This window comes from Aliiroseovarius sp., assembly GCF_030148435.1.
GTDB lineage: Bacteria > Pseudomonadota > Alphaproteobacteria > Rhodobacterales > Rhodobacteraceae > JASBTN01.
In genome coordinates this window covers 47617-69633 of sequence record NZ_JASBTN010000081.1, presented here as the reverse complement: position 1 = coordinate 69633, position 22017 = coordinate 47617, and the positions used below count along the sequence as shown (strand labels likewise).

Sequence of the window (22017 nt, the reverse complement as noted above, 5' to 3'; positions counted from 1 at the left end):
CCCGTATTCAGGAAAGCTGGGTGATCACCATCGTAACCGGTTCACCACCTTCTGCTGACGAGGCGTGGCCTTCCCCGGTAGTATCCTCCATCCAGAACAGATCGCCGGAAGTAAATTCGCGCGCCTCGCCCGAACCTGCCTCGACCCGGAACCGGCCCGACAGGATCGCGGCAATCTGGCGATGAGGAGAGCGGTGCCGAATGCCCTTCCAACCCACTGGCAGCGTCAGGAAAACGAATCCCGAGGCAGGCAGCACGTCTGATATGAGCAGAGGCGTGGCCGGAGGGACAAAATCCTGTTCCGGCAAGTCAGCCTCGCGATCCACGAAGTAGGACACACCGTTTTCGTCTTCCAACAGGATTGAATAATGCATTTCGCCACCCCCTCCCCGGAAGGTGGCAGGTATAGAGATTTCAGACAAGTAGGGTTCAGTCTTTGCAAGCCAGGGCGGCATCGAACTGGGCGGGTTCCGCCCCAGGCAGAACAGCTCGTGCGCTCAGCCTTCCTTCGATAAGCTGCGTTGCCATGATCCTCTGCCAACCTGCATCCGCCGTGATTACTTCGGGCCCGGATCCGCAATCCCGGATGCCTCCCAGGATTTCAGTCTGACCAAACGCATGATTGGTGAGTCCTTCCAGCGAAGCCACTTCAGACAACCGCCCGTCGAGAAACCGCCAGACCCGCAAGGTTTTCGCCAGATGTGGACGGTCGACATAGGCCAGTTCCATCGCACCGTCCCCGTCAAGATCCGCACCGCCGACCGGCGCCAGCCAGCGGAACCGGCGGCCGATATAGGGGGTGGCGGCGATCCGGACAACGGACCCGGAAACCGCGCCATATATCGCAAGACGCGCACCGTTCATTTGGTGGCTTTCGACCGTGATGACTTCGGCAAGCCCATCGCCATCAAGATCAGCAAGACGCGGTGCGGTGTCTTCGAATACAAGCGCCTCGGGCAGGGTCAGAACCAATGCCGTGGTCTCGCGCCCACAGGAGGCGGCAGGTGTGACCTGCAACCGCAGTTCCGTCCATTCCAGTGGATCCCCCAAAGCACCATGGGGATAGCGGTCGCTCGGCCCATCATAGGCGGCGGCCGTGATCGAGATGGCACAGCCCGGGCTGCCCTCTGCCCGGACCGGCTCGATCTGTGTCAGCGCCCAGAAAACGACGAGCGCCACGCGAAGCATCAGATCTGCTTCTCGGGCATGCGCACCACAAGGCCGTCCATCGCGTCGCTCACCTTGATCTGGCAGGTCAGGCGCGAGGTCACGGCATTCGGTTCATAAGCAAAGTCGAGCATGTCCTCTTCCATCGCTTCCCTGCCGGGGATCTTGCCGACCCAGGCTTCGTCCACATAGACGTGGCAGGTCGAACAGGCGCAGGCGCCGCCGCAGTCGGCCTCGATGCCGGGAATGTTGTTGTCGCGCGCGCCTTCCATGACGGTCAGGCCGTTCGCCACGTCTACGACGTGCTCGGTGCCGTTGTGCTCGATATAGGTGATCTTGGCCATCTGGCTCCCTCCAAAACTTAGCTTGTGCCTTTCCTAGCCAAGCCAGATAACCCCTGCCAGCCCGATTTGCGACCCCTGCCATGTCGCAGTTGTGTTACCTCGATAAATGTTCCTATAATGTTCTCATGCACGCCTGGCCCCGCCCCCCACATGCGCTGCCGCATGATCGCCTGAACGAACCGCCCAACGGCGCGCGGGTCTGCGTGGCCGGGCTGGTCCTTGTGCGCCAGCGGCCGGGCACGGCGAACGGGGTGATCTTCCTGACGCTGGAGGACGAGACCGGGATTTCCAACATCATCGTCTGGCGCCAGGCCTATGAGCGGTTCCGCCGCGCGGTCGTCTCGGGGCGCTGCCTGCGCGTTACCGGCAAGCTGCAACGCGAAAGCGGGGTGGTGCAGATCATCGCCGAGGTGATCGAGGATATCTCGCCCATGCTGGATGAGCTGGCCCGCCCCGCTGCCGAAAGTGGACTGGAAACCGACCGGACAGGCTGATAGGCCGGAGCGGACACCACGCGCACCTGAAGGACGCCCCATGGACATTCTGCTCATTCTCGCCGCCGCCTTCGGCGCGGGCGTGCTGAACACGATCGCCGGCGGCGGCACATTCCTGACCTTTCCCGCCCTCGTTTTCATCGGTGTGCCCCCGGTCGCGGCCAATGCCACCAGCGCGGTGGCGGTGTTTCCGGGCTATCTGGGCGGGGCGCTGGGGTTTCGCGAAGAACTTGCCCGGTTTGACCGGCGCCAGCTGATCCGCCTGACCGGGCTGACCCTGCTGGGTGGGCTGATCGGATCGCTTCTGCTTCTGGTCTCGTCGAACGAGGCGTTCTCGCTGGTCGTACCCTTCCTGCTGCTGGGCGCCACGCTGGCCTTCCTGTTCGGCGATCGCCTCCGCACCTGGGCGGCGGATCATAGCCGGGGCATCACCCCGCAGGGTGCCGGCGGGATTGTTCTGGTGTCGATCTACGGCGGCTATTTCAACGGGGGGCTGGGCATCGTCCTGCTGGCGCTCTTCGCGCTTTGGGGCATGGCGAACATCCACCAGATGAACGGGCTCAAGAACGGGTTGTCTTTTGCGCTTTCGGCCATCTCGGTCGCAGTCTTTGCGGTGGGCGGACTGGTCGAGTGGGATCTGGCCCTGGTCATGATGGCCGCCGCAATCCTGGGCGGCTATGCCGGCGCACCGATTGCCCGCGCGCTGCCGAAAGCCCTGGTCCGCGCGCTGATCGCACTCGTGGGGTTTTCCATGAGCGCGGTGTTCTTCTGGCGCCTCCTCACCTGAGCTTCGGCACAGGGCTGCCGATCCACACGGCCGGGGTCTAGGCCGCCGCGCCGAAAGCGGCTATCGTCCCGCCGAAGCGTCCTGCCTTACACCTGAGGCAGGGATAAGGAGGGGCGCAGCACAACATATCGATGTTTCGTGCGTTCTGCCAAAGATCAATGTTTCAGATTTTTGGCAGAACGCTTTAAACGGTCCCAGAAAGAGCCGAGTACGAGCAGAATGTTCCGACCATTGATCCCACTGGTGGCAATCGCCGCCTTGAGTGCCTGCGCGGCCCCCGGCTTGCCGACCGCCCCCGAAGGCGCCACGCTTCTGGCCCCCGGCGAGGGCCCGCCCGATGCCGCCGACGGTGCCTGCTACGGCAAGGACGTCACACCGGCCGTGATCGAAACCGTAACCGAACAGGTGCTGGTGCAGCCGCCGCAGATCGCCGCGGACGGGGCAATCATCACGCCTGCGGTCTACCAGACAGATACCCGCCAGCGCATCGTTCAGGCGCGGCGGGAGTTCTTCTTCGAAGTCCCCTGCCCCACCCGGATGACACCCGAGTTCATCGCCTCGGTGCAACGCGCGCTGGAAGTGCGCGGGGTCTATCGCGGCGCCATCACCGGCGAGATGGATGCACGCACCCGCCGCGCCATTCGCCAGTTCCAGCTGCCCGGCTTCAACTCGGACATCCTGACCATGGACAGCGCCCGGCGCCTGGGGCTCGTGGCTTATGACCTGCCTGGGGTGCAATAGCCCTGGCCCTGGCACGGGAGGAACGAAGGGCCGCCGCAATTGCCTGCGGCGGCCCTTTCATTTCAGAGGTTGGACCCGGCGGGGACAGGCCGTCGGGTCCATTCACATTCTTGTCAGAGCAGCGCGTCGAGTTTCAGCTCGACCTGCTGTGTGATCCACAGCGTGACCGGATCCGCCCTCATCACCCAGGCCCCGGCCTGTTCCAGCGCGGTGCCACCTGCCAGTTTCTCGACCCGTTCTCCATAGGTGATGGGACCGAGATGGGTCAGGAGGATGGCCTTGAATATGAGGAAACCGGCCAGGATCAACAGAAGACCCCGGAACGGAAAGCCACGGCGGGCGGGGCGGCGCGAGACAGGGACGAGGAGTCCGTCACGTTCGACCAGCTGAACATAACCCCGCGACATTTTGCGGTGCTTGCGGTCGATATCACGCAGCCGTTTGTTAAATCTGACGTAGTTGGCGTCCGCCATCTTCGCCTCCCATTGCTAGCCCCCACCAGCAACAGTGACAAGAATACGGCGAAATGCGGCAGGAATGTGGCAAAGCGCAGGAAACCGATTGTTTCCTAAACCAATTCAGGACTGTCGTTGCAAGGTTAGCGTGGTCCAGTCAACAATCTCTTCGCGTTGCACCAGATTGAACCCGTTCCGTGCATAAACCGCGATCACCTCCTCGGCCTGCGGATTCAGGATGCCCGAGAGAATCGCATAGCCGCCAGGCTGGAGAGAGCGGCCCATCTCAGGAGCAAGCCCGATCAGCGGGCCCTTCAGGATATTGGCGAAGACAAGATCAAAGGGGGCTGCATCCCGCAAGGCGGGCGCATCGAAACCCGCCGCTTCGACACAGGTCACGCGGCCCTCCAGGCCGTTGGCCGCGACGTTGGCCCTTGCCACGTCCACCGCCACCTGGTCGATGTCCCCGGCCAGCACCGGCTCCGGCCAGATCCGGGCCGCCGCCATGGCCAGCACCGCGGTGCCGCAGCCGATGTCGGCAACGCGATGGCCGTGGAAGCCGCCCTGCGCCAGCCGGTCCAGCGCCCGCAGACAGCCGAGCGTCGTGCCGTGATGGCCGGTGCCGAAGGCCATGGCGGCCTCGATCAACAGGCCGATCTTGTCGGCGGGCAGCCGGTCGGCGTCATGCGCGCCGTAGACAAAGAAACGCCCGGCTTCGACCGGGGCAAGCTCTCGTTTCACATGGGCGACCCAGTCCACTTCCGGCAGCTCCGAGACGGTGAAATCCCTGGCACCATGCATCGCGGCCAGCAGGGCCAGGCCCGCCGCGTCCGGTTCCCCGGTGAAATAACCGCCCACTTCCCACAGGCCGCTGTCGTCTTCGACTTCGAACACACCGATGCCGGTGGGCTCGGGGGTGAGGTGCTCCATCGCCGCGCCAAGCGCCTCGGCCTGATCCTTGCCGGAGAGGGTGGTGAGAGCGGTCCAGGTGGGCATGGGCGTGTCCTTTCAGTGGTTGAAAGGGGCGTAGACCTGTGCAGGCAGCGCGTCAAGCGCAGCCGGGGCTCCCGCCGCCCGCCGTCGCCTTCGGCTTGTCGCCCGTTGCGGATGGCCTCGCTTCGCTCGGCGGAATTCGTGCCTTCGGCGAGGATATTTGCGGAAAGATGAAAGGCCCCGGTGCCGCCCATGGCGCAGCGGGGTGGGCAGGTGCGACCGGGCCTTGTGAGCACGCCGGGTCGGGGTGGCGGGTTACGCCCCTGTGCCGATCGGGCAGCTCACGCCGGTGCCGCCGATGCCGCAATAGCCACCCGGGTTCTTGGACAGGTATTGCTGGTGGTATTCCTCGGCCGGGTAGAACGCCCCGGCCTTGGCGATCTCGGTGGTGATCGCGCCCAGCCCGGCCGTTTCCAGGCGCGGCTCGAATGCCTCTGCGGAGTCGCGGGCGGCGATGAACTGTTCCTCGGACGTCACATAGATCGCCGAGCGGTATTGCGTGCCCACGTCATTGCCCTGGCGGTTGCCCTGGGTCGGGTCGTGGTTTTCCCAGAACAGTTTCAGCAGCGCCTCGAAACTGGTCTGCGCCGGGTCATAGACCACGCGCACAACCTCGGTATGCCCGGTCTGGCCGGAGCAGAGTTCTTCATAGGTCGGGTTCGGCGTGAACCCGCCCGCATTGCCGACCATGGTCAGCCAGACGCCGGGCTGCTGCCAGAAGATGCGTTCGACACCCCAGTAGCAGCCCATGCCGAACAGCACGACCTCATGGCCCTCCGGCACGTCCAGCGTCAGGGCACGGCCAAAAACATGGTGGGTTGTCCCGTAATCAATCGTCGCCTCACGCCCGGGCAGTGCCCTGTCCTGCGTCACCATTTCCGTTTTCTTCCTGGCAAAGAACATCTGCGCCTCCCTGTTCGCTGGAAAAAAGATAGCGGCCCGCGGTCGGGTTTTCTACACGGCCGCCTGTGCAACAAATCGTGAGAATACCGTTTCGTTCCCCTTTTCCGGGTGACGTGGGATCATCAGGGCCAGCGACAGCGACACTCCCGCCATGCCGGCAGCAAGGCCAAAAACCGCCCCGGGAGAGACCACCCAGAGGTAGCCCAGCGCCGCCGGCAGGAATACCGCCGCAATATGGTTGATGGTAAAGGCCACCGCCGCCGTGGGCGCGATGTCCTGCGGGTCGGCGATTTTCTGGAAATAGGTTTTCAGTGCGAAGGCCAGGGCAAAGAACAGGTGGTCGATGACATAGAGCGCGGCGGCCAGCACCACGCCCCAGCCGAAATAGTAGATCCCGCCATAGGCCAGGAAAACCACCACCAGCCCGACATATTCGAAGGCCAGCGCACGCCGTTCCCCCCAGCGCGCCACCGCCTTGCCCATCAGCGGGGCGAAGATCATGTTGGCGATGAAGTTCGCAATGAATAGCCCCGTGACTTCGTGCACTTCGAAGCCGAAGCGTTCGACCATCATGAAGGCGGCGAAAACGGTAAAGATCTGTCGCCGTGCACCCGACATGGCCTGCAGCGCGTAATAGAGCCAGTAGCGGCGGCGCAGCACGAACTGCTTCAACTGCGGCTCGGGGCTTTCGAATTGCGGATAGGCGAAGAAACAGAAGGCAGCGATCAGCGCGGTGATGCCACCGGCGATCATGTAGACGGTGTTGTAGCTCAGCCCCATCGTCTTCCAGGTCAGCACCAGCAGACCATAGGCCAACAGCGACGCGCCCGAGCCCACCGCGGTGATCCAGCCCAGCACCTGCGGCGCCTTGGATTTCTCGATCCACTGAAGCTGCAGCGACTGGTTCACGGTCTCGTAGTAATGAAACCCGATCGAGCTCAGCATGGTCAGGGTCAGGATCCCGCCCAGGCTGGGGAATTGCGCGGTCAGCGCCGTGGCCACGCCCAAAAGGCCCAGGGCGACCACGCCCAACACCTGCTCGCGCATCAGCATCATCAGGGCAATCACGCCAATGGCCAGAAAGCCGGGAATCTCGCGCACCGTGTGCAGCCAGCCGATCTCGACCCCGGTGAAGTCCACCATCTCGATGACCCAGTTGTTCAGAAGCGCCGACCAGGTCGAGAAGGCAATCGGCATCGCCACTGCCATCAGCAGCAAAAGGGTGATCGGGCGGCGCCAGAGCGGCAGTCCCTTGGCCTCGGCCAGGGTCAGGATGTGGTGTCGCGTGGTCATGACTTCGCCATACGCTTCATTTGCTTCCGGGGCGAGAGCAAAACATATGCATGCATTTCGATATGATATGATTTATATCAAGGATCAGCCCGCCGGGCGTGCGAGAATGCCCGGCAAACCTGCACGGCTTGCGCGGGCGGGGGACGCAGGGAGGAGAGACATGGATATTCTGCCCATCGTGGAGCGGATCGGCGAAGCCCCGTCCAATGCTCTGTTCGGCCTGATCACCGGCGTGGTCTTCGGCGTGGCAGCGCAAAAGTCGCGGTTCTGCCTGCGCGCGGCGACGGTGGAGTTCGCCCGCCGCATGCTCGACAGTTCGGTCGCGGTCTGGCTTCTGTGTTTCTCGACCGCGCTGGTCTGGGTGCAGGGGGCATCGCTCTTGGGGCTGATGCGGCCCGAGGATGCGCGCATGATGGCCGTGACCGGCAGCTGGTCGGGCGCGATCATCGGCGGGTTGATCTTCGGCGCCGGCATGGTGCTGGCGCGGGGCTGTTCCGGGCGGCTTTTGGTGCTGGCGGCGACCGGCAACCTGCGCTCGGTCGTGTCGGGCATGATCTTTGCCGTGGTCGCGCAGATGAGCCTGCATGGATGGCTCGCCCCCACCCGCGACTGGCTGGCGCGACTGTGGATGACCGGTGGCGGGACCAACGTGAACCTGCTGACTGCGCTGAACCTGCCGGACTGGGGCGGATTGGCCCTGGGCGTGGTCTGCGCGGTGCTGGCGTTGCTGATCGCCCGCAAGGCGGAGCTGGGGGCGAAACGGCTGGTGTTCGGTTCCGGCGTGGGATTTGCCGTCGCCCTTGGCTGGGTGCTGACCTACAACCTCTCCCAGGTGGCATTTGATCCGATCACCGTGACCTCGGCCACCTTTACCGGCCCCTCGGCCAATACGCTGATGTTCTTCCTGATCCCCGACCCGGTGCTGGAGTTCGACATCGGCCTGGTCCCCGGCGTGGTGATCGGCGCCTTTGCCGCAAGCTACCTGTCGCGCGAGTTCAGATGGCAGGGGTTCGAGGGCGAAGCGATGATGCGCCGTTCGATGACTGGCGCGGTGTTGATGGGCTTTGGCGGCATGCTGGCCGGCGGCTGCGCGATTGGCGCGGGCGTCACCGGCGGTTCGATCTTCGTCGGCACGGCGTGGGTGGCGCTGATCTGCATGTGGATCGGCGCGATTGTGACGGATGCGCTGGTGGATCAACGCAAGGGCCAACCCGCCACCGTGTGAGGCGGGGGTGGATCAGCCCCAAATTGAGCAGGGTGTATTGAGCGGTACGATTGCCGTTCGGCCACGTTTCAGAAAATCAGCCCAACCCGTCCAACCCGTACCCCCTCGCGCGTATCACCCGCCGCATGCACCAATCCCGACCCGGGCCACCGCCCGGCGAGACATCAAGTCTGCCGCAGGTACTCACTACGGGAATGTTCAATAGAAACTCTGAGGGTCGATATCGACCGAGATCCGCAGCTCGCCTTTCACCGGAAACTGCCTGAGCCAGCGCGCCAGGGCTGGCTGCAACGGCGCGCCCTTGTCGGCCTTGACCAGTAGCCTCACGCGATGCCGCCCCCGGATGCGGGCAATCGGCGCAGGCGCCGGGCCGAAGAGCTGCGCGCCGATCTGGCGCAAGGGACCATCGTTGCGGACCATGGCGTTGCCAAGGTCGAACACCTCCTGCACATCCGGCGAACTCAGAACAATCCCCGCAAGCCGACCGTAGGGCGGCACACCCGCGCCGCGTCTTTCCATCGCCTCGGCGCGCCAGAAGGCTTCCTCGTCGCCCGCCACGATCGCGCGGATGACCGGATGTTCCGGCTGGCAGGTCTGCAAAAGCGCCACCCCGGGCACCTCGGCCCGACCGGCCCGACCGGCCACCTGCCGGATCAGCTGAAAGGTCCGTTCGGCGGCACGCAGGTCGGACCCCTGCAGGCCAAGATCCGCGTCGATCACGCCCACCAGCGTCAGCAGAGGAAAGTTGTGCCCCTTGGCCACCATCTGCGTGCCGATGATGATATCCGCGCCGCCGGCGGCGATCAGCTCGACCTGCTCCTTCAGCGCCCGCGCCGATCCGAACAGGTCCGAGGACAGCACCGCCACCCGCGCATCGGGAAAGGTCTCGCGCACCTCTTCGTCCAGACGCTCCACGCCGGGCCCGACCGGAGCAAGCCTGCCCTCGGCCTCGCAGCTCGGGCAGGCGTCCGGAATGGGTTTCGTTTCGCCGCACTGGTGACAGACCAGCCGTTTCAGGAACCGGTGTTCCACCATGCGCGCGTCGCAGTGGTCACAACCGATCTGGTGCCCGCAGGCGCGGCAGACAGTCACCGGGGCGTAGCCGCGACGATTGAGGAACAGGAGGCTCTGCTCGCCCCTCTCGATCCGCTCATTCACCGCGCGGCGAAGCGTGTGCGAGATCCAGCGGTTCGACGGCAGCTCCTGCGCGCGCATGTCGATCGTGCGCATTTCCGGCAGAACCGCCGGGCCGAACCGGCTTTTCAACTCCAGCCTCTTGTATTTCCCGGCCTCCGCATTGGCCCAGGTCTCCAGCGACGGCGTGGCCGAGGCCAGCACCACCTGCGCGTCACACAGGCTTGCGCGCATCACCGCCATGTCGCGGGCGGAGTACAAAACCCCGTCCTCCTGCTTGTAGGAACTGTCGTGTTCCTCATCCACGACCACCAGACCCAGCTCGCGGAAGGGCAGATAGAGCGCGGACCGGGCGCCAACCACCAACGAGGCCTCGCCCTCTCCCACCATGCGCCAGCAGCGGCGCCGTTCGGTCATGGTCACGCCGGAGTGCCATTCGGCGGGACGGGCGCCGAACCGCGCCTCGACCCGTTTCAGGAACTCCGAGGTCAGGGCGATCTCCGGCAGCAGCACCAGCGCCTGGCGCCCCTGTTTCAGGCATTCGGCGACAGCCTCCATATAGACCTCGGTTTTGCCCGACCCGGTCACGCCGCGCAGCAGCGTGGTGCCGTATTTGCGCGACCGCACACCGTCGCGCAGCACCTGCGCCGCAGCCTGCTGGTCTTCGGTCAACTCGTTTCCGGGCAGCGCGGCGTCCAGATGGGGATAGCCCACGTCGCGTGGCGTATCTTCCTCCCGGATCGCCCCCAGCTTCACCAGCCCCTTCACGACAGAGGGGGACGCCCCGGCGAGGTCGGAAAGCTCCTTCAACGTGAAGCCAAGCCCGCCGTAGCTGTCCAGCGCATCCATCACGCGCACCCGCGCATCGGTCATCTTGTTCGGGCGCGGCCCGCCCGGGCGGTAGATCTTGCGCATGCCGGGGGGGTCGGTCAGACCCGGTGCGCGTGTGGCCAGACGCAGCATCTGCTCCATCGGGGTCAGGGTATAGTCGCCCACGCGGGTCAGGAACTCGGCCATCTCGGGCCGCATCGGCGCCAGGTCCAGCACCCGGATCACGCTGCGCAGTTTCGAGGCGTCAAAGCCCCCTTCGCCCGGTCCCCAGACCACGCCCATCACCTTGCGCGGCCCCAGCGGCACCTCGACATAGGCGCCCTGCCAACAGCCGCCTTCCGGCGCGCGATAGGTCAGGATGCGGTCCAGCGGCTGGGTGGTCAGCACCCCCACCCGCTCCCCTGCATTGTAGAACCTGACGCTCACGGGCGACTCCTTTGGGGTTTCTGCTGGAACCTGTTTAGGCTATGAGACCGCCAACATGAACCCGTCTGACACAGGACCGCTGCCATGAAATTCTTCGCCGATACTGCCGATATCGAAGCCATTGCCGAGCTGAACGCCCTTGGCATGGTCGATGGCGTCACCACCAACCCCTCGCTGATCAAGAAATCCGGGCGTGACATCCTGGAAGTCACCAAGGAAATCTGCGATCTGGTCGATGGGCCGGTGAGCGCCGAAGTGACCGCCACCGACGCCGAAACCATGATCGCCGAGGGTCGCAAGCTGGCCAGGATCGACGACAAGATCGCCGTGAAAGTGCCGCTGACCTGGGACGGCCTGAAGGCCTGCAAGGCGCTGTCGGATGACGGCACCATGGTCAATGTAACGCTCTGCTTCTCGGCCAACCAGGCGCTGCTGGCGGCCAAGGCCGGCGCGACCTTCATCTCGCCCTTCATCGGCCGCCTGGACGACATCAACCTCGATGGCGCCGAGCTGATCGCCGACATTCGCACCATCTATGACAACTACGGCTACGAGACCGAAATTCTTGCCGCCTCGATCCGCACCGTGAACCACATGAAGGACGTGGCCCTGATCGGCGCCGACGTGGCCACCGCGCCGCCGTCGGTGATCCAGGCCATGGCCAAGCATGTGCTGACCGACAAGGGCCTGGATGCCTTCCTGGCGGACATCGCCGCTGCGGATATCAAGATCCTGTAAGGACCACGCCTTTCCCGAGAACTGAAGCCCCCGCGTCGATCCGGCTGGCTCATTCCGGAAAGCGGGACATAAAGAACGCGCCTATCGAGATTTTTTCTCGGTAGGCGTTTGATTTTTCGGGAAGAAAAAAGTTAGAGAACGGGCGGAATCCGAGGGAGAAAAATCCCTCGGAAACACTTTCGGAAAAAATGCATGCCAGAGCTTCGGATTTCCCAGCTTTGGCCAGTACAACAGTCGGCTCACTGAGGCCATCTTGATGGCTCACAGAACGGGAAGGTCTGATGGTCAAGAGTATTCCGAAACTGTCGTTGGAGGGAGTGTATCCTCCCATTTCATCCAAAATGACCTGAACGCCTGTGGTGATCCGGATCGTGGGAACTTCAGTGTGGCGCGGATTTCTCATTGCCGACTTTCAAGGGACCGGGAGCACAGCAGAGGAAGATGGCAGCTTACCGGCACCGACGATTTCGTGCAGGTGTGGGGGAAGTTCGAGACGCGATATCTGAACCAGGAATCCCACCAAAGGCTTTGATTTTGCAAAATATTCACCCAGCGCAGCAAGACAGTTTCGTTACATCCTGCTCAAAGGTCTGTGCTGCCAGCTTCAGGCCCTCGACAGTCGTCAGGTAGGGAAAGATCATCGCGCCCAACTCCTCGTATGTCATCCTCGCGCGAATGGCCATCGCGGCGGTCTGGATGCTGTCGGCGCCTTCCGGTGCAAGAATGTGCGCGCCCAGAAGCCGCCTGGTTGCGCCATCCGCGACAAGCTTGATCAGGCCGCGCGTGTCTCTTGCAGCGAGGGCGCGCGGCACATGCTCAAGCGGCAGTACAGAGGTTTTCACCCTGTGTCCCGCAGCAATGGCCTGCGCTTCCGTCATGCCCACACTGGCCACCTGCGGATCGCTGAACACCACCGCAGGCATGGCGGAATTGTCGTAGGACAGCGTGTTGCCATTCAGGGCGTTTTGCGCCGCCAGCTTGGCGCCGTAGGCGGCCATATAGACGAACTGGTCGCGTCCGGTGACATCTCCCACCGCATAGACGCCTTCGCGGCTGGTCATGAGTGCTGCATCGACATGGATGCCGCCATTTGCGTTGGTCCGCACACCGGCCCTATCAAGGTTCAGACCCTGCGTATTGGGCACTCGGCCAGTCGCCAAGAGCAATGCCTCGGCGCGAAGGATTTCCTTGCCTGCGGGGGCGGAAATCCTAAGGGCCACGCCGTCGCCGTCTTGATCAGCGCGTTCGTATTGCAGCTGCGAGCGAACAACGATGCCCTCTGCTTCGAAATACGAGGTCAGAGCGGTGGCAATCTCGGGCTCAGCCTCTGGCAGAAGGCCGCGCCGGGAGACGATCATCACCTTCACACCAGCACGGGCAAACACCTGGGCCAGCTCCGCGCCGATATAGCCGCCACCCATGACGATGAGCGAAGCGGGGAGCGCCTCAAGCTCAAGGATCGACGTGCTGTCGTGGAAGGGTACGCCGTCCAGACCCGGAATACCCGGAACATGCGGGCGCGAGCCGGTTGCGATGATGGTCTTGCGCGCCTGCACCGCCTTGCCAGCTACAGACAAACCGCCATCATCGGAAAACGCGGCAGCGCCCTCCATGTAGGAAATGGCGTTGTAGTTTGGCAGGACATCCGTGTATTTGGCCGCCCGCAATTCTTCGACCAGCGCCTGTTTCTGGCGAACGACTGCGCCCCAGTCGGTGATCCGAGAGGATACCTCGATGCCGTCGAACCGACGCGCTGCGGCCGCCGAATGCACCGCTTCCATAGCCCGGATCATCGTCTTTGAGGGAACGCAGCCGACATTGACACAGGTGCCGCCGATCGTCCCACCCCCGATCAAGGCCACACGCGCGCCCTGATCCGCAGCAGTGATCGCGGCGGAAAACCCGGCAGACCCTGCGCCGATGACGGCGAGGTCAAATGTGTCGGTCGGGCCTGAGGAACAGCAATCGGACATGAGGTCAGCTTTCTTTGGAGCCGCTTTTTGGTGGGGAACTGATATTTGGTCGGCGAACCAGGGCGAAGATCGTGATGCCGAAGAAGGCAAGAAGCGCCGGGATCAGGACAAAATCCAGAAATCCCAACAATGCGGACAGCCCAACCGCGCCCAGCAACACGCCCAACACAGGAGTGAAACAGCAAACAGCGGCAACCACCGTGCCGACGATGCCGGTGGTCAGCAGTTTGCTGGAGGATCTGCGCGACAAGGCCAGCTCTCAGGAGTCGCCGCCGTTTTCGATCAACTCAGCCGCATATCCGGCATTGGTTGAAGCAAGGGCAATTGCATCGGCCGCAGTCAGCGCGTCGTCAAAAACAACACGAGCGGTGCGGTCCTCAAGACTTGTCTCAACCGATTGCACACCCTCAACAGCGGACATGGCCGATTGCACGATGAAGGGGCAACTGGCGCAGTTCATTCCCGGCACTGAAAAAGTGGCCGTTTGCTCGGCGGCAAATGCGGGTGGCGAAAAAGCGGCCAGCATCACGCCAACAAGAAGGGGTTTCAGTTGCATGTCATTCCTTTCAAAGTCCAAGCAGGATCGGGGCCACAACAGGGGCGATCCAGTTCCAGAAGAGTGCGATGAGGATCAGGACGGTCGAAACCCAAAGAGCGGACTTCACCAGCCGGTTGGGAAGGGCGCGCGCGCAAGCCTCGCCTTCGGCGCAGGCCTTTGGTTTGCGATAGACCATCCAGTAGCCATAGCCGAGAAATCCGAGCGTGAAGATGATGAAGATCGGCTTGTAGGGTTCCATGGCCGTCAGGTTGCCAACCCAGGCACCAGACACACCGAGGCTGAACAGGATCAGCGGCACGATGCAGCAAGTAGATGCTCCGATCGCGCCAAGGACACCGCCCAGGGCCATCAACCCGGCGGTTTTGCGGTCATCGCTCGCAACATGTTCAACGGTCTCGGCCATGAAAACCCTCGTTTCGTTGTCTGATGATTGATAATCTGGGATCTGTAGTGGCTACAGATGCAAGGAAGATTTGGCATGACCGGGATCACGAACACGCGAGCCTATGGCATCGGAGCAATGTCGCGGGAAACCGGGGTCATTATCGAAACCATCAGATATTATGAGAAAATCGGCTTGATGCCGGACCCCGGGCGCACTTCGGGCGGCAATCGTCAATACTCACAAGACCATCTCAAGCGACTATCTTTCATCCGGCACAGCCGTGATCTGGGATTCAGCATTCACGAAATCAGGGCATTGCTCAGCATGGTCGATCAGAAGGATGTGTGCTGCGGCGATGTCCATCGCCTGACGATGCAGCATTTGGGCACAGTGCGCGCCAAGATTACTCACCTTCAGGTTCTTGAACGCGCGCTTCAGGATATGGCTTCCGAGTGCGCCAAGGGCGACGTGCCTGATTGCCCAATCATCGAAAGCCTGTTTGAGATGGATGGAGTGGATCCAAAGACATGAGAAACCGCCAAGCTCTTTCAGGGGCGGCCACCACTTTTTTGCCCAAATCAATCAAGAGGCCCCGCGGAAAAAATCGGCAGGGCCATCCTATGTCCCATATTCCGGAGTGAGCCACGATCCGGCGTGGGGGCTTTCCTTTGGCCGTGAGCCCGGCGGGGCGTGGATCGGCGCCATCGCATGCGCCTGACGAGCGGTTTCCCCCTCGTCTGTTGCCAAAAAGCTGCTGAATTCCCGCTCGACCCCCGCTATACTGTCCGACAACAAACAAAAAACATCCGAGGCAGACATGAGCATTCCCGCCCCGATCGGCAGCGATCTGCGTGACAAGATCAAGACCCAGCCGGAACTGATCCTCGACGATCAGGAGCTGATGCACGCCCTGATCACCGCCAATGACAAATCCATGGGTACCAATATCGTGGACATGCGGGGACTGGCGATGGAGCGGCTCGAGGCGCGGCTCGACCGGCTTGAAGAAACCCACCGCAGCGTCATCGCCGCAGCCTATGAAAACCTCGCCGGGATGAATCTGATCCACAAGGCGATCCTGCGCATGATGGACCCGGCGGATTTCGCTGACTTCCTCAAGGACCTGGACGGCGAAGTGGCCGAGATCCTGCGCGTCGATTGCGTGCGGCTGGTGCTGGAAACCGTGCAGACCGAAAACAACCCGGCGGTGCGCAACCTGGGCGCGGTGCTGGCGACCGCCGAACCCGGTTTCATCGACGAATACCTTACCCAGAGCCGTGATTTTGCCCGTCCGGTCACTCTGCGCCAGGTGCAGGAACCCGAGCGGCGCATCTATGGCGAAACCCCGTTCTGGGTCCGCTCCGAAGCCTGCCTGCGCCTTGATCTGGGCGACGGCCGCCTGCCCGGCATGCTGGTCATGGGCGCCGAGGATCCGCATCAATTCAAACCGGGCCAGGGCACCGACCTTCTGGCCTTTTTCGGCGGCGTATTCGAACGCGCGATGCGCCGCTGGCTGTCGTGAGCCTGGCGATCTCGGACGGGGCCCGCGCGGCCCTTTCCGCGTGGATCGACCATATGCGCGCGCTGGACAACGCCGCCGAGAATACGCTCAAGGCCTATCAGACCGATCTGGTTGGCTTTCTGACCTTCCTGGGGGAGCACCTGGGCGGTCCCCAGGGGCGCGGGGCGCTGGCTGGCGTTGTTCTGAGGGATATGCGCGCCTGGATGGCCCATGAACGTGCGGCGGGAAGCTCGGCCCGCACCCTGGCGCGCAAGCTCTCGGCGGTGAAGAACTTCTACCGCTGGCTGTCGGACCACGATGATTTCGACGCCACCGCCGTCCTGTCCACCCGCGCCCCGAAATTCACCAACAAGCTGCCCCGTCCGTTGGCCGCCGATGCCGCCATGCGCGTGATCGAGACCACCGGCGTGCAGGCGCGCCAGGATTGGGTCGGCGCGCGCGACATGGCGGTGGTAACTCTGATGTACGGCTGCGGGCTGCGGGTCTCGGAAGCGCTGGGTCTGACCGGCGCAGACATGCCCCTGCCCGAGGTCCTGCGCATTACCGGCAAAGGGGGCAAGGTGCGGATGGTTCCGGTCCTGCCTGTCGCGCGTGAAGCGGTCGAGGCCTATGTCTCGCTCTGCCCCCACCCGATGGAGGCCGACGTGGCGCTGTTTCGGGGTGTGCGCGGCGGTGCGCTGGGCGCGCGACAGGTGCAGAAGGCGGTCGAAGCAAGCCGGTTGCAACTGGGCCTGCCTGCCTCGGCGACACCGCACGCGATGCGCCACAGTTTCGCCACCCACCTGCTGAACGCCGGTGGCGACCTGCGCGCGATTCAGGAGCTGTTGGGGCATGCCAGCCTGTCGACCACACAGGCCTATACCGCCGTGGATGCCGCCCGCCTGATGGACATTTACGACGCCGCCCATCCCCGCGCCAGGACGAAGTCCCGGGCAGACTGACCGGCTGGAGCTTCGGTCCTCGCGGACCGCATGTGATCCCGGCGCGTGGCCGCCTCCGGGTTTTCGCTTTCCCCCGGACCGGATTTACGGCAGAAAGCCGGGATGAACATTCAGACGAAAGCTTTGGCCGTCCATCTCTTCACCGCGACCGGCGCCGTTTTTGCCATGCTGGCCACGCTCGCCGCAGTGGAAGAGAAATGGGGGCTCATGTTCGTCTGGCTGGTCGTCGCCTTCGTTGTCGACGGAATCGACGGGCCGCTGGCACGCCGCTATCACGTCAAGACCAACGCCGCGCAATTCGATGGCGTCCTGATGGACCTGATCATCGACTACCTGACATATGTATTCATTCCGGCCTATGCCCTGTTCAAGTCGGGACTTCTGCCCGGCTGGACGGGTTGGGTGGCGATCATCGTCATCACCTATGCAAGTGTCATCTACTTCGCCGACACACGGATGAAAACAAAGGACAATTCATTTTCCGGCTTTCCAGGCTGCTGGAACATGGTGATCATCGTGCTGTTTGCCACCGAACCCAATTTCTGGTTGATGCTGGGAATCGTCGTGGCCCTGGCCGTGGCCATGTTCACGCCACTGAAGTTCATCCACCCGGTGCGCACCGAGCGCTGGCGCGCGGTCTCGCTGCCCGTGGCACTTGCCTGGACCAGCTTCGCCGGCTGGGCGGCCTGGGTCGAATTCCACCCGGAAAGCTGGGCGCTTTGGGGGCTGACGGCAACCTCGGTCTACTTGCTTCTGGCAGGCATTGCGCAGCAGATCGTCCCGGCCCGCTCACAAGAGTGACGCCCCGCCTACAGGCGGGTCAGAACGACACCGGTGACGATCAGCCCCACCGCCAGCAGCTTGCCATTCTGCAAAGGCTCGCCAAAGAACAGGCGCCCGATCAGCACCGCGAACAGGATCGAGGTCTCGCGCAGGGCCGTGACCAGGGCGATCGGCGCCTGTGTCATCGCCCAGACCACCACCGCATAGGCCAGATAGGACGCCGCCGAGGCAACGGCTCCGAAAGCCCAGGACTTCGCCGGGGCGCGCAGCACCTTCGTCCCCTTCTGCACCAGCACCACGGGGGTATAGAACAGGGCCGACATGATCAGCAGCCAGGCCACGAACCCCACCGCGTCACCGGACAGTCGCGCGCCCATCCCGTCGACCAGAGAGTATCCCGCCGTGGCCACCGCCGAGCCCAGCGCGAAGGGCAACAATCGCCGGCTTTCACCATCTTGAAACACCCCCCGCGCCATCAGCAGGATACCCAATCCCAGCACCAATACCCCAAGGTATTCCATTGCAGCGATCACATCGGCCAGGACCACTGCCCCGACCAGCGCCACGATCAGCGGGGCGCCCCCGCGCGCAATCGGATAGACCCGGCTGAGATCGCCGTGTTCATACGCATAGGCCAGGAACAGCTGATAGGCCGTGTGAATGGCCCCCGAGGCGATCAGCCAGGGCCAGACCTCGGTCGCGGGAAAGGGGCGAAACAGTACGACCATTGCGCCGATCGCGGCGTGGCCCAGGGTCAGCATCAGCATCGCAATCTGCTTGTCGCCCCCGGTCTTGATCAGCGCGTTCCAACTGGCATGCAGAAGGGCCGCCCCCAGCACGGCCAGCAAGGTGATCAAGCTCATATCAACAACCCTGCCGCGCCTTCGTGGCGCAAGAGCCATACCTTGGTTTCAACACCGCCGGCGCCCGAGAATCCAACCATCTTGCCCCCCGCGCCCAGGACCCGGTGACAGGGAATTATGATCGGGATCGGATTGCCTCCGCAAGCCGACCCCACCGCCTGGGCCGGTCGGCCTACCGCCCTGGCGATTTCACCATAGGTCCGTGTCTCGCCAAGGGGGATGGCGGACATGGCCGCACAGACCGCGCGCTGAAAATCGGACCCGCCGACCCGCAGGGGCAGGTCGAAATCCCGGAGCCGCCCGTCGAAATAAGCCGCGAGCTGGGACAGTGCCTCGGAAAGCAGGGGTGTCACCTCTCCCTCCGCCTCCATGTCCCAGGTCAGACGGGTGATCGCACCTGCGTCCTCCCGCACGCCCAGCCGCCCCACGGGCGTATCCAGAACCGCAACTATCATGGGGCGAGCCTAAACACGAAACGCCCCGGTGCAAACCACCGGGGCGTTCCATTTCCCGCGCTTTCGGGCAGATCAGCCCAGAGCGTCGTCGCAACGGCCACAGGTGCCGGCGTGATCGTGGCTGCCCACGTCGGGCAGGATCTTCCAGCAGCGCTGACACTTGTCGCCTGCGGCCTTCTCGAACACCACGCCCACGCCTTCGACCTCGGGCAGGCGGAAGGCCTCGGCGGGCATCGGATCGCCGGTCAGCACCACCTGCGAGGTGATCGAGACATCGGCGAAGTTCACCGATTTCAGCGCGTCCAGAACCCCGGCGTCGCGCACATGCACGACCGGCGCGGCCTCCAGCGAGGCGCCGATCACCTTGTCGCGGCGCTGGATTTCCAGGGCTGCGGTGACAACGCGGCGCGCCTGGCGGATACCCACCCATTTGGCCGCCAGGGGCTCGTCCAGCCAGTCGGCAGGCGTAACCGGGAAATCGACCAGGTGCACCGAACTGCCCTCGCCCGGGAAGCGATCCAGCCAGACATCTTCCATGGTGAAACACAGAACCGGTGCCAGCCAGGTGGTCAGGCGGTGGAACAGCACGTCCAGCACCGTGCGGGCCGAACGGCGCTCGAGGCTGTCTGCCCCGTCGCAGTACAGAGCGTCCTTGCGGATGTCGAAATAGAAGCTCGACAGATCCACGGTGGCAAAGTTGAACACGGCCGAGAACACGCCCTGGAAGTCGAACTTGGCATAGCCGTCGCGCACCACGTGATCCAGTTCGGCCAGGCGATGCAGCACCCAGCGCTCCAGCTCGGGCATGTCGGCGGGTTCGACCCGCTCGGCATCCGCGAACCCGTCCAGGTTGCCCAGCATGAAGCGCATGGTGTTGCGCAACCGGCGGTAGCTGTCGGCCACCCCTTTCAGGATCTCCGGCCCGATGCGCAGATCGACCGAGTAATCCGACTGCGCCACCCAGAGGCGCAGGATATCCGCGCCGTACTGCTTGATCACCTGCTCCGGCGCGACGGTATTGCCGAGCGACTTGGACATTTTCATGCCCTTCTCGTCCAGCGTGAACCCGTGCGTCACCACGTTCTTGTAGGGCGCGCGACCCTTGGTGCCGCAAGCCTGCAACAGCGACGAATGGAACCAGCCGCGGTGCTGGTCGGTGCCTTCCAGATAGACATCGGCCACGCCGTCCTCGGTCCCGTCCGCGCGGTCGCGCAGCACGAAGGCGTGGGTCGAGCCTGAGTCGAACCACACGTCCAGCACGTCAAAGACCTGTTCCCACTCATCGGCGTTGTAGCCATTGCCCAGGAAGCGTTCCTTGGCGCCATCCTCATACCAGCAATCGGCGCCCTCGGCCTCGAAAGCCTCGGCGATGCGGGCGTTCACGTCCGGGTCGCGCAGCAGGAAGCCTTCATCCGTCGGCAGCAGGCCTTTCTTCACGAAACAGGTCAGCGGCACGCCCCAGGCGCGTTGACGCGACAGCACCCAATCCGGGCGTGCCTCGATCATGCTGTAGAGCCGGTTGCGACCGGTCTGCGGATGCCATTTGACCTGCTGGTCGATGGCGGTCAGGGCCCGTTCCCGGATCGTCTTGCCCAGATCGTCCTGACCGTCGCCGACCTCGCGATCCACGCTGGCAAACCACTGTGGCGTATTGCGGAACACGATCGGCGCCTTCGAGCGCCAGCTGTGCGGGTAGCTGTGCGTCACCCGCCCGCGCGCGATGATGCCGCCGGCCTCGACCAGCTTGGCGATCACGGCATTGTTCGCCTTGCCTTCCTTGCCCTTGCGGTCAAAGACCTGAAGCCCTGCGAAGAAGGGCACGTGGGGCAGGAACTCGCTTTCCTCGCCCACATTGTGGGTCATGCGGTCGATCCAGTTGCGCGCGACAAAGGCTTCGTAGTCGTCGGCACCGTGGCTGGGCGCGGTGTGCACGAAACCCGTGCCCGCGTCATCGGTCACGTGGTCGCCGTCGATCATCGGCACGTCGTAGTCCCAGAAGCCGTCCGCGCCGTCGAGCCCGTGGAACGGGTGTTTGCAAACCAGCCCTTCGAATTCGGACGCGGCCACGTCGCGCACCCGGGTGAACCCGGTCACGCGCGACTTGCGCAGCGCGTCCTCGGCCAGGGTGTCGGCGAAGAGGTACAGATCACCCGGTTTGGTCCAGCTTTCCTCCTCGGTCGCCTCCACGCGGTAGAGCCCGTAGGCCACCTTGTTGTTGAAGGCCACCGCCTTGTTCGACGGGATGGTCCAGGGGGTCGTGGTCCAGATCACCACGCGGGCGTCAGTCAGGTCGCCTCCGGCATTGGCAAACGAAAACGGCACCCAGATCGTGTGGCTCTTGTGGTCGTGATATTCGATCTCGGCCTCGGCCAGCGCGGTCTTTTCGACCGGCGACCACATCACGGGTTTGGAGCCCTGGTAGAGCGTGCCGTTCATCAGGAACTTCATGAATTCCTCGGCGATCACACGTTCAGCGTGGAAATCCATCGTCAGGTAGGGATCGGGCCAGTTTCCGGTCACGCCCAGGCGCTTGAATTCCTCACGCTGGATGTCGACCCAGCCTTCCGCGAACTTGCGGCATTCCTGGCGGAAATCGACGACATTGACCTCGTCCTTGTTGCGGCCCTTCTTGCGATACTGTTCCTCGATCTTCCATTCGATCGGCAGACCGTGGCAGTCCCAACCGGGCACATAGCGCGCGTCGAAGCCCATCATCTGGTGCGCGCGCACGATCATGTCCTTCAGCACCTTGTTCAGCGCGTGGCCGATATGCAGGTGGCCGTTGGCGTAGGGCGGGCCGTCGTGCAGGGTAAAGGGCGCGCGGCCCTCTTTCTCGCGCAGGCGGTCATAGACGCCGATCTTCTCCCAGCGCTCCAGCCATTCGGGCTCGCGTTTGGGCAGGCCCGCGCGCATGGGAAAATCGGTCTGAGGCAGGCTCAGAGTATCTTTGTAGTCGGGGGTGTCGGAACACATCTGTCCGGTCCTTTTCAGGGGAATTCTTGACTT

General features: G+C 63.6%; 25 protein-coding genes. 9 read left to right on the top strand and 16 right to left on the bottom strand.

The window, feature by feature from the left end; all coding sequences use genetic code 11:
• Positions 1-7: 7 nt before the first annotated feature.
• The 3 genes from Q1V43_RS15095 to Q1V43_RS15085 are packed head-to-tail and all read right to left on the bottom strand — an operon-like array spanning position 8 to position 1510.
• Positions 8-373, bottom strand: a complete 366-nt coding sequence (locus Q1V43_RS15095) for a cupin domain-containing protein (RefSeq protein ID WP_300519750.1) — start codon at positions 371-373, stop codon at positions 8-10.
• 55 nt (positions 374-428) lie between these two features.
• Complete coding sequence (locus Q1V43_RS15090; RefSeq protein ID WP_300519747.1) at positions 429-1187, bottom strand: VCBS repeat-containing protein; 759 nt, start codon at positions 1185-1187, stop codon at positions 429-431.
• Positions 1187-1510 (bottom strand): 2Fe-2S iron-sulfur cluster-binding protein, encoded by a 324-nt coding sequence (locus Q1V43_RS15085; protein ID WP_300519744.1) that lies wholly within the window; start codon positions 1508-1510, stop codon positions 1187-1189. The genes Q1V43_RS15090 and Q1V43_RS15085 overlap by 1 nt, the downstream gene beginning before the upstream one ends.
• A 125-nt stretch (positions 1511-1635) precedes the next feature.
• On the opposite strand from Q1V43_RS15085, the gene Q1V43_RS15080 reads away from it, so the two are divergent.
• The 3 genes from Q1V43_RS15080 to Q1V43_RS15070 all read left to right on the top strand — a co-directional run bounded on the left by Q1V43_RS15080 (position 1636) and on the right by Q1V43_RS15070 (position 3532).
• Complete coding sequence (locus tag Q1V43_RS15080) at positions 1636-2004, top strand: OB-fold nucleic acid binding domain-containing protein (RefSeq protein ID WP_300519741.1); 369 nt, start codon at positions 1636-1638, stop codon at positions 2002-2004.
• A gap of 40 nt (positions 2005-2044) precedes the next feature.
• Positions 2045-2791: a sulfite exporter TauE/SafE family protein gene (locus tag Q1V43_RS15075; RefSeq protein ID WP_300519738.1), complete on the top strand. Its 747-nt coding sequence runs from the start codon at positions 2045-2047 to the stop codon at positions 2789-2791.
• A gap of 219 nt (positions 2792-3010) precedes the next feature.
• Positions 3011-3532 carry a peptidoglycan-binding domain-containing protein gene (locus Q1V43_RS15070; protein WP_300519735.1) on the top strand — a complete coding sequence of 174 codons (522 nt, stop codon included), beginning with the start codon at positions 3011-3013 and terminating at the stop codon, positions 3530-3532.
• A gap of 113 nt (positions 3533-3645) precedes the next feature.
• Here the strand turns inward: Q1V43_RS15070 and Q1V43_RS15065 are convergent, their stop codons facing one another.
• From Q1V43_RS15065 to Q1V43_RS15050, 4 genes are all read right to left on the bottom strand, one after another.
• Entirely contained in the window at positions 3646-4005 is a 360-nt protein-coding gene (locus Q1V43_RS15065; RefSeq protein WP_300519732.1) for a hypothetical protein, read from the bottom strand.
• 105 nt (positions 4006-4110) lie between these two features.
• A complete protein-coding gene (locus tag Q1V43_RS15060; protein ID WP_300519730.1) occupies positions 4111-4983 on the bottom strand; it encodes a 50S ribosomal protein L11 methyltransferase in 873 nt (290 codons plus the stop codon).
• Positions 4984-5235: 252 nt separating this feature from the next.
• Positions 5236-5883, bottom strand: a complete 648-nt coding sequence (gene msrA, locus Q1V43_RS15055) for a peptide-methionine (S)-S-oxide reductase MsrA (protein ID WP_300519728.1) — start codon at positions 5881-5883, stop codon at positions 5236-5238.
• Between the two features lie 51 nt (positions 5884-5934).
• Positions 5935-7176, bottom strand: coding sequence for an MFS transporter (locus Q1V43_RS15050; RefSeq protein WP_300519726.1), 1242 nt, complete (start codon positions 7174-7176; stop codon positions 5935-5937).
• Positions 7177-7336: 160 nt separating this feature from the next.
• Between Q1V43_RS15050 and Q1V43_RS15045 the strand changes: the two genes are divergently transcribed.
• Positions 7337-8401, top strand: a complete 1065-nt coding sequence (locus Q1V43_RS15045) for a YeeE/YedE family protein (RefSeq protein ID WP_300519724.1) — start codon at positions 7337-7339, stop codon at positions 8399-8401.
• Positions 8402-8599: 198 nt separating this feature from the next.
• Here Q1V43_RS15045 and Q1V43_RS15040 read toward each other — a convergent pair whose 3' ends face one another.
• Positions 8600-10792 carry a primosomal protein N' gene (locus tag Q1V43_RS15040; RefSeq protein ID WP_300519721.1) on the bottom strand — a complete coding sequence of 731 codons (2193 nt, stop codon included), beginning with the start codon at positions 10790-10792 and terminating at the stop codon, positions 8600-8602.
• An 84-nt stretch (positions 10793-10876) separates the two neighbouring features.
• Between Q1V43_RS15040 and fsa the strand changes: the two genes are divergently transcribed.
• Positions 10877-11530, top strand: a complete 654-nt coding sequence (gene fsa, locus Q1V43_RS15035; protein ID WP_300519718.1) for a fructose-6-phosphate aldolase — start codon at positions 10877-10879, stop codon at positions 11528-11530.
• A gap of 49 nt (positions 11531-11579) precedes the next feature.
• On the opposite strand, the gene Q1V43_RS15030 is transcribed toward fsa, so the two are convergent.
• The 5 genes from Q1V43_RS15030 to Q1V43_RS15010 all read right to left on the bottom strand — a co-directional run bounded on the left by Q1V43_RS15030 (position 11580) and on the right by Q1V43_RS15010 (position 14465).
• Positions 11580-11933 (bottom strand): hypothetical protein, encoded by a 354-nt coding sequence (locus Q1V43_RS15030; RefSeq protein ID WP_300519715.1) that lies wholly within the window; start codon positions 11931-11933, stop codon positions 11580-11582.
• A gap of 142 nt (positions 11934-12075) precedes the next feature.
• Positions 12076-13503, bottom strand: a complete 1428-nt coding sequence (merA, locus tag Q1V43_RS15025; protein WP_300519712.1) for a mercury(II) reductase — start codon at positions 13501-13503, stop codon at positions 12076-12078.
• Between the two features lie 4 nt (positions 13504-13507).
• Positions 13508-13753: a mercury resistance system transport protein MerF gene (merF, locus tag Q1V43_RS15020; RefSeq protein WP_300519709.1), complete on the bottom strand. Its 246-nt coding sequence runs from the start codon at positions 13751-13753 to the stop codon at positions 13508-13510.
• A gap of 9 nt (positions 13754-13762) precedes the next feature.
• Positions 13763-14059: a cation transporter gene (locus tag Q1V43_RS15015; RefSeq protein WP_300519706.1), complete on the bottom strand. Its 297-nt coding sequence runs from the start codon at positions 14057-14059 to the stop codon at positions 13763-13765.
• Positions 14060-14069: 10 nt separating this feature from the next.
• Entirely contained in the window at positions 14070-14465 is a 396-nt protein-coding gene (locus Q1V43_RS15010) for a mercuric transporter MerT family protein (protein WP_300519703.1), read from the bottom strand.
• Between the two features lie 75 nt (positions 14466-14540).
• On the opposite strand from Q1V43_RS15010, the gene Q1V43_RS15005 reads away from it, so the two are divergent.
• The 4 genes from Q1V43_RS15005 (at position 14541) to Q1V43_RS14990 (ending at position 17711) form a co-directional block, all read left to right on the top strand.
• Positions 14541-14978, top strand: a complete 438-nt coding sequence (locus Q1V43_RS15005) for a helix-turn-helix domain-containing protein (protein WP_300519701.1) — start codon at positions 14541-14543, stop codon at positions 14976-14978.
• Between the two features lie 286 nt (positions 14979-15264).
• Positions 15265-15969, top strand: coding sequence for a DUF484 family protein (locus Q1V43_RS15000; RefSeq protein ID WP_300519699.1), 705 nt, complete (start codon positions 15265-15267; stop codon positions 15967-15969).
• The gene (locus Q1V43_RS14995) at positions 15966-16910 is read left to right on the top strand and encodes a tyrosine recombinase XerC (protein WP_300519696.1); all 945 of its coding nucleotides are present in this window, start codon (positions 15966-15968) and stop codon (positions 16908-16910) included. Before Q1V43_RS15000 ends, Q1V43_RS14995 begins: the two co-directional genes overlap by 4 nt.
• Positions 16911-17012: 102 nt before the next feature.
• The gene (locus Q1V43_RS14990) at positions 17013-17711 is read left to right on the top strand and encodes a CDP-alcohol phosphatidyltransferase family protein (RefSeq protein WP_300519693.1); all 699 of its coding nucleotides are present in this window, start codon (positions 17013-17015) and stop codon (positions 17709-17711) included.
• Positions 17712-17719: 8 nt separating this feature from the next.
• Here the strand turns inward: Q1V43_RS14990 and Q1V43_RS14985 are convergent, their stop codons facing one another.
• The 3 genes from Q1V43_RS14985 to ileS all read right to left on the bottom strand — a co-directional run bounded on the left by Q1V43_RS14985 (position 17720) and on the right by ileS (position 21984).
• On the bottom strand, positions 17720-18556 hold the full coding sequence (locus Q1V43_RS14985; RefSeq protein WP_300519690.1) for an EamA family transporter: 837 nt from the start codon (positions 18554-18556) through the stop codon (positions 17720-17722).
• A complete protein-coding gene (locus Q1V43_RS14980) occupies positions 18553-19011 on the bottom strand; it encodes a methylated-DNA--[protein]-cysteine S-methyltransferase (RefSeq protein WP_300519687.1) in 459 nt (152 codons plus the stop codon). The genes Q1V43_RS14985 and Q1V43_RS14980 overlap by 4 nt, the downstream gene beginning before the upstream one ends.
• 72 nt (positions 19012-19083) lie before the next feature.
• Positions 19084-21984 (bottom strand): isoleucine--tRNA ligase, encoded by a 2901-nt coding sequence (ileS, locus tag Q1V43_RS14975; protein ID WP_300519684.1) that lies wholly within the window; start codon positions 21982-21984, stop codon positions 19084-19086.
• Positions 21985-22017: the final 33 nt, after the last annotated feature.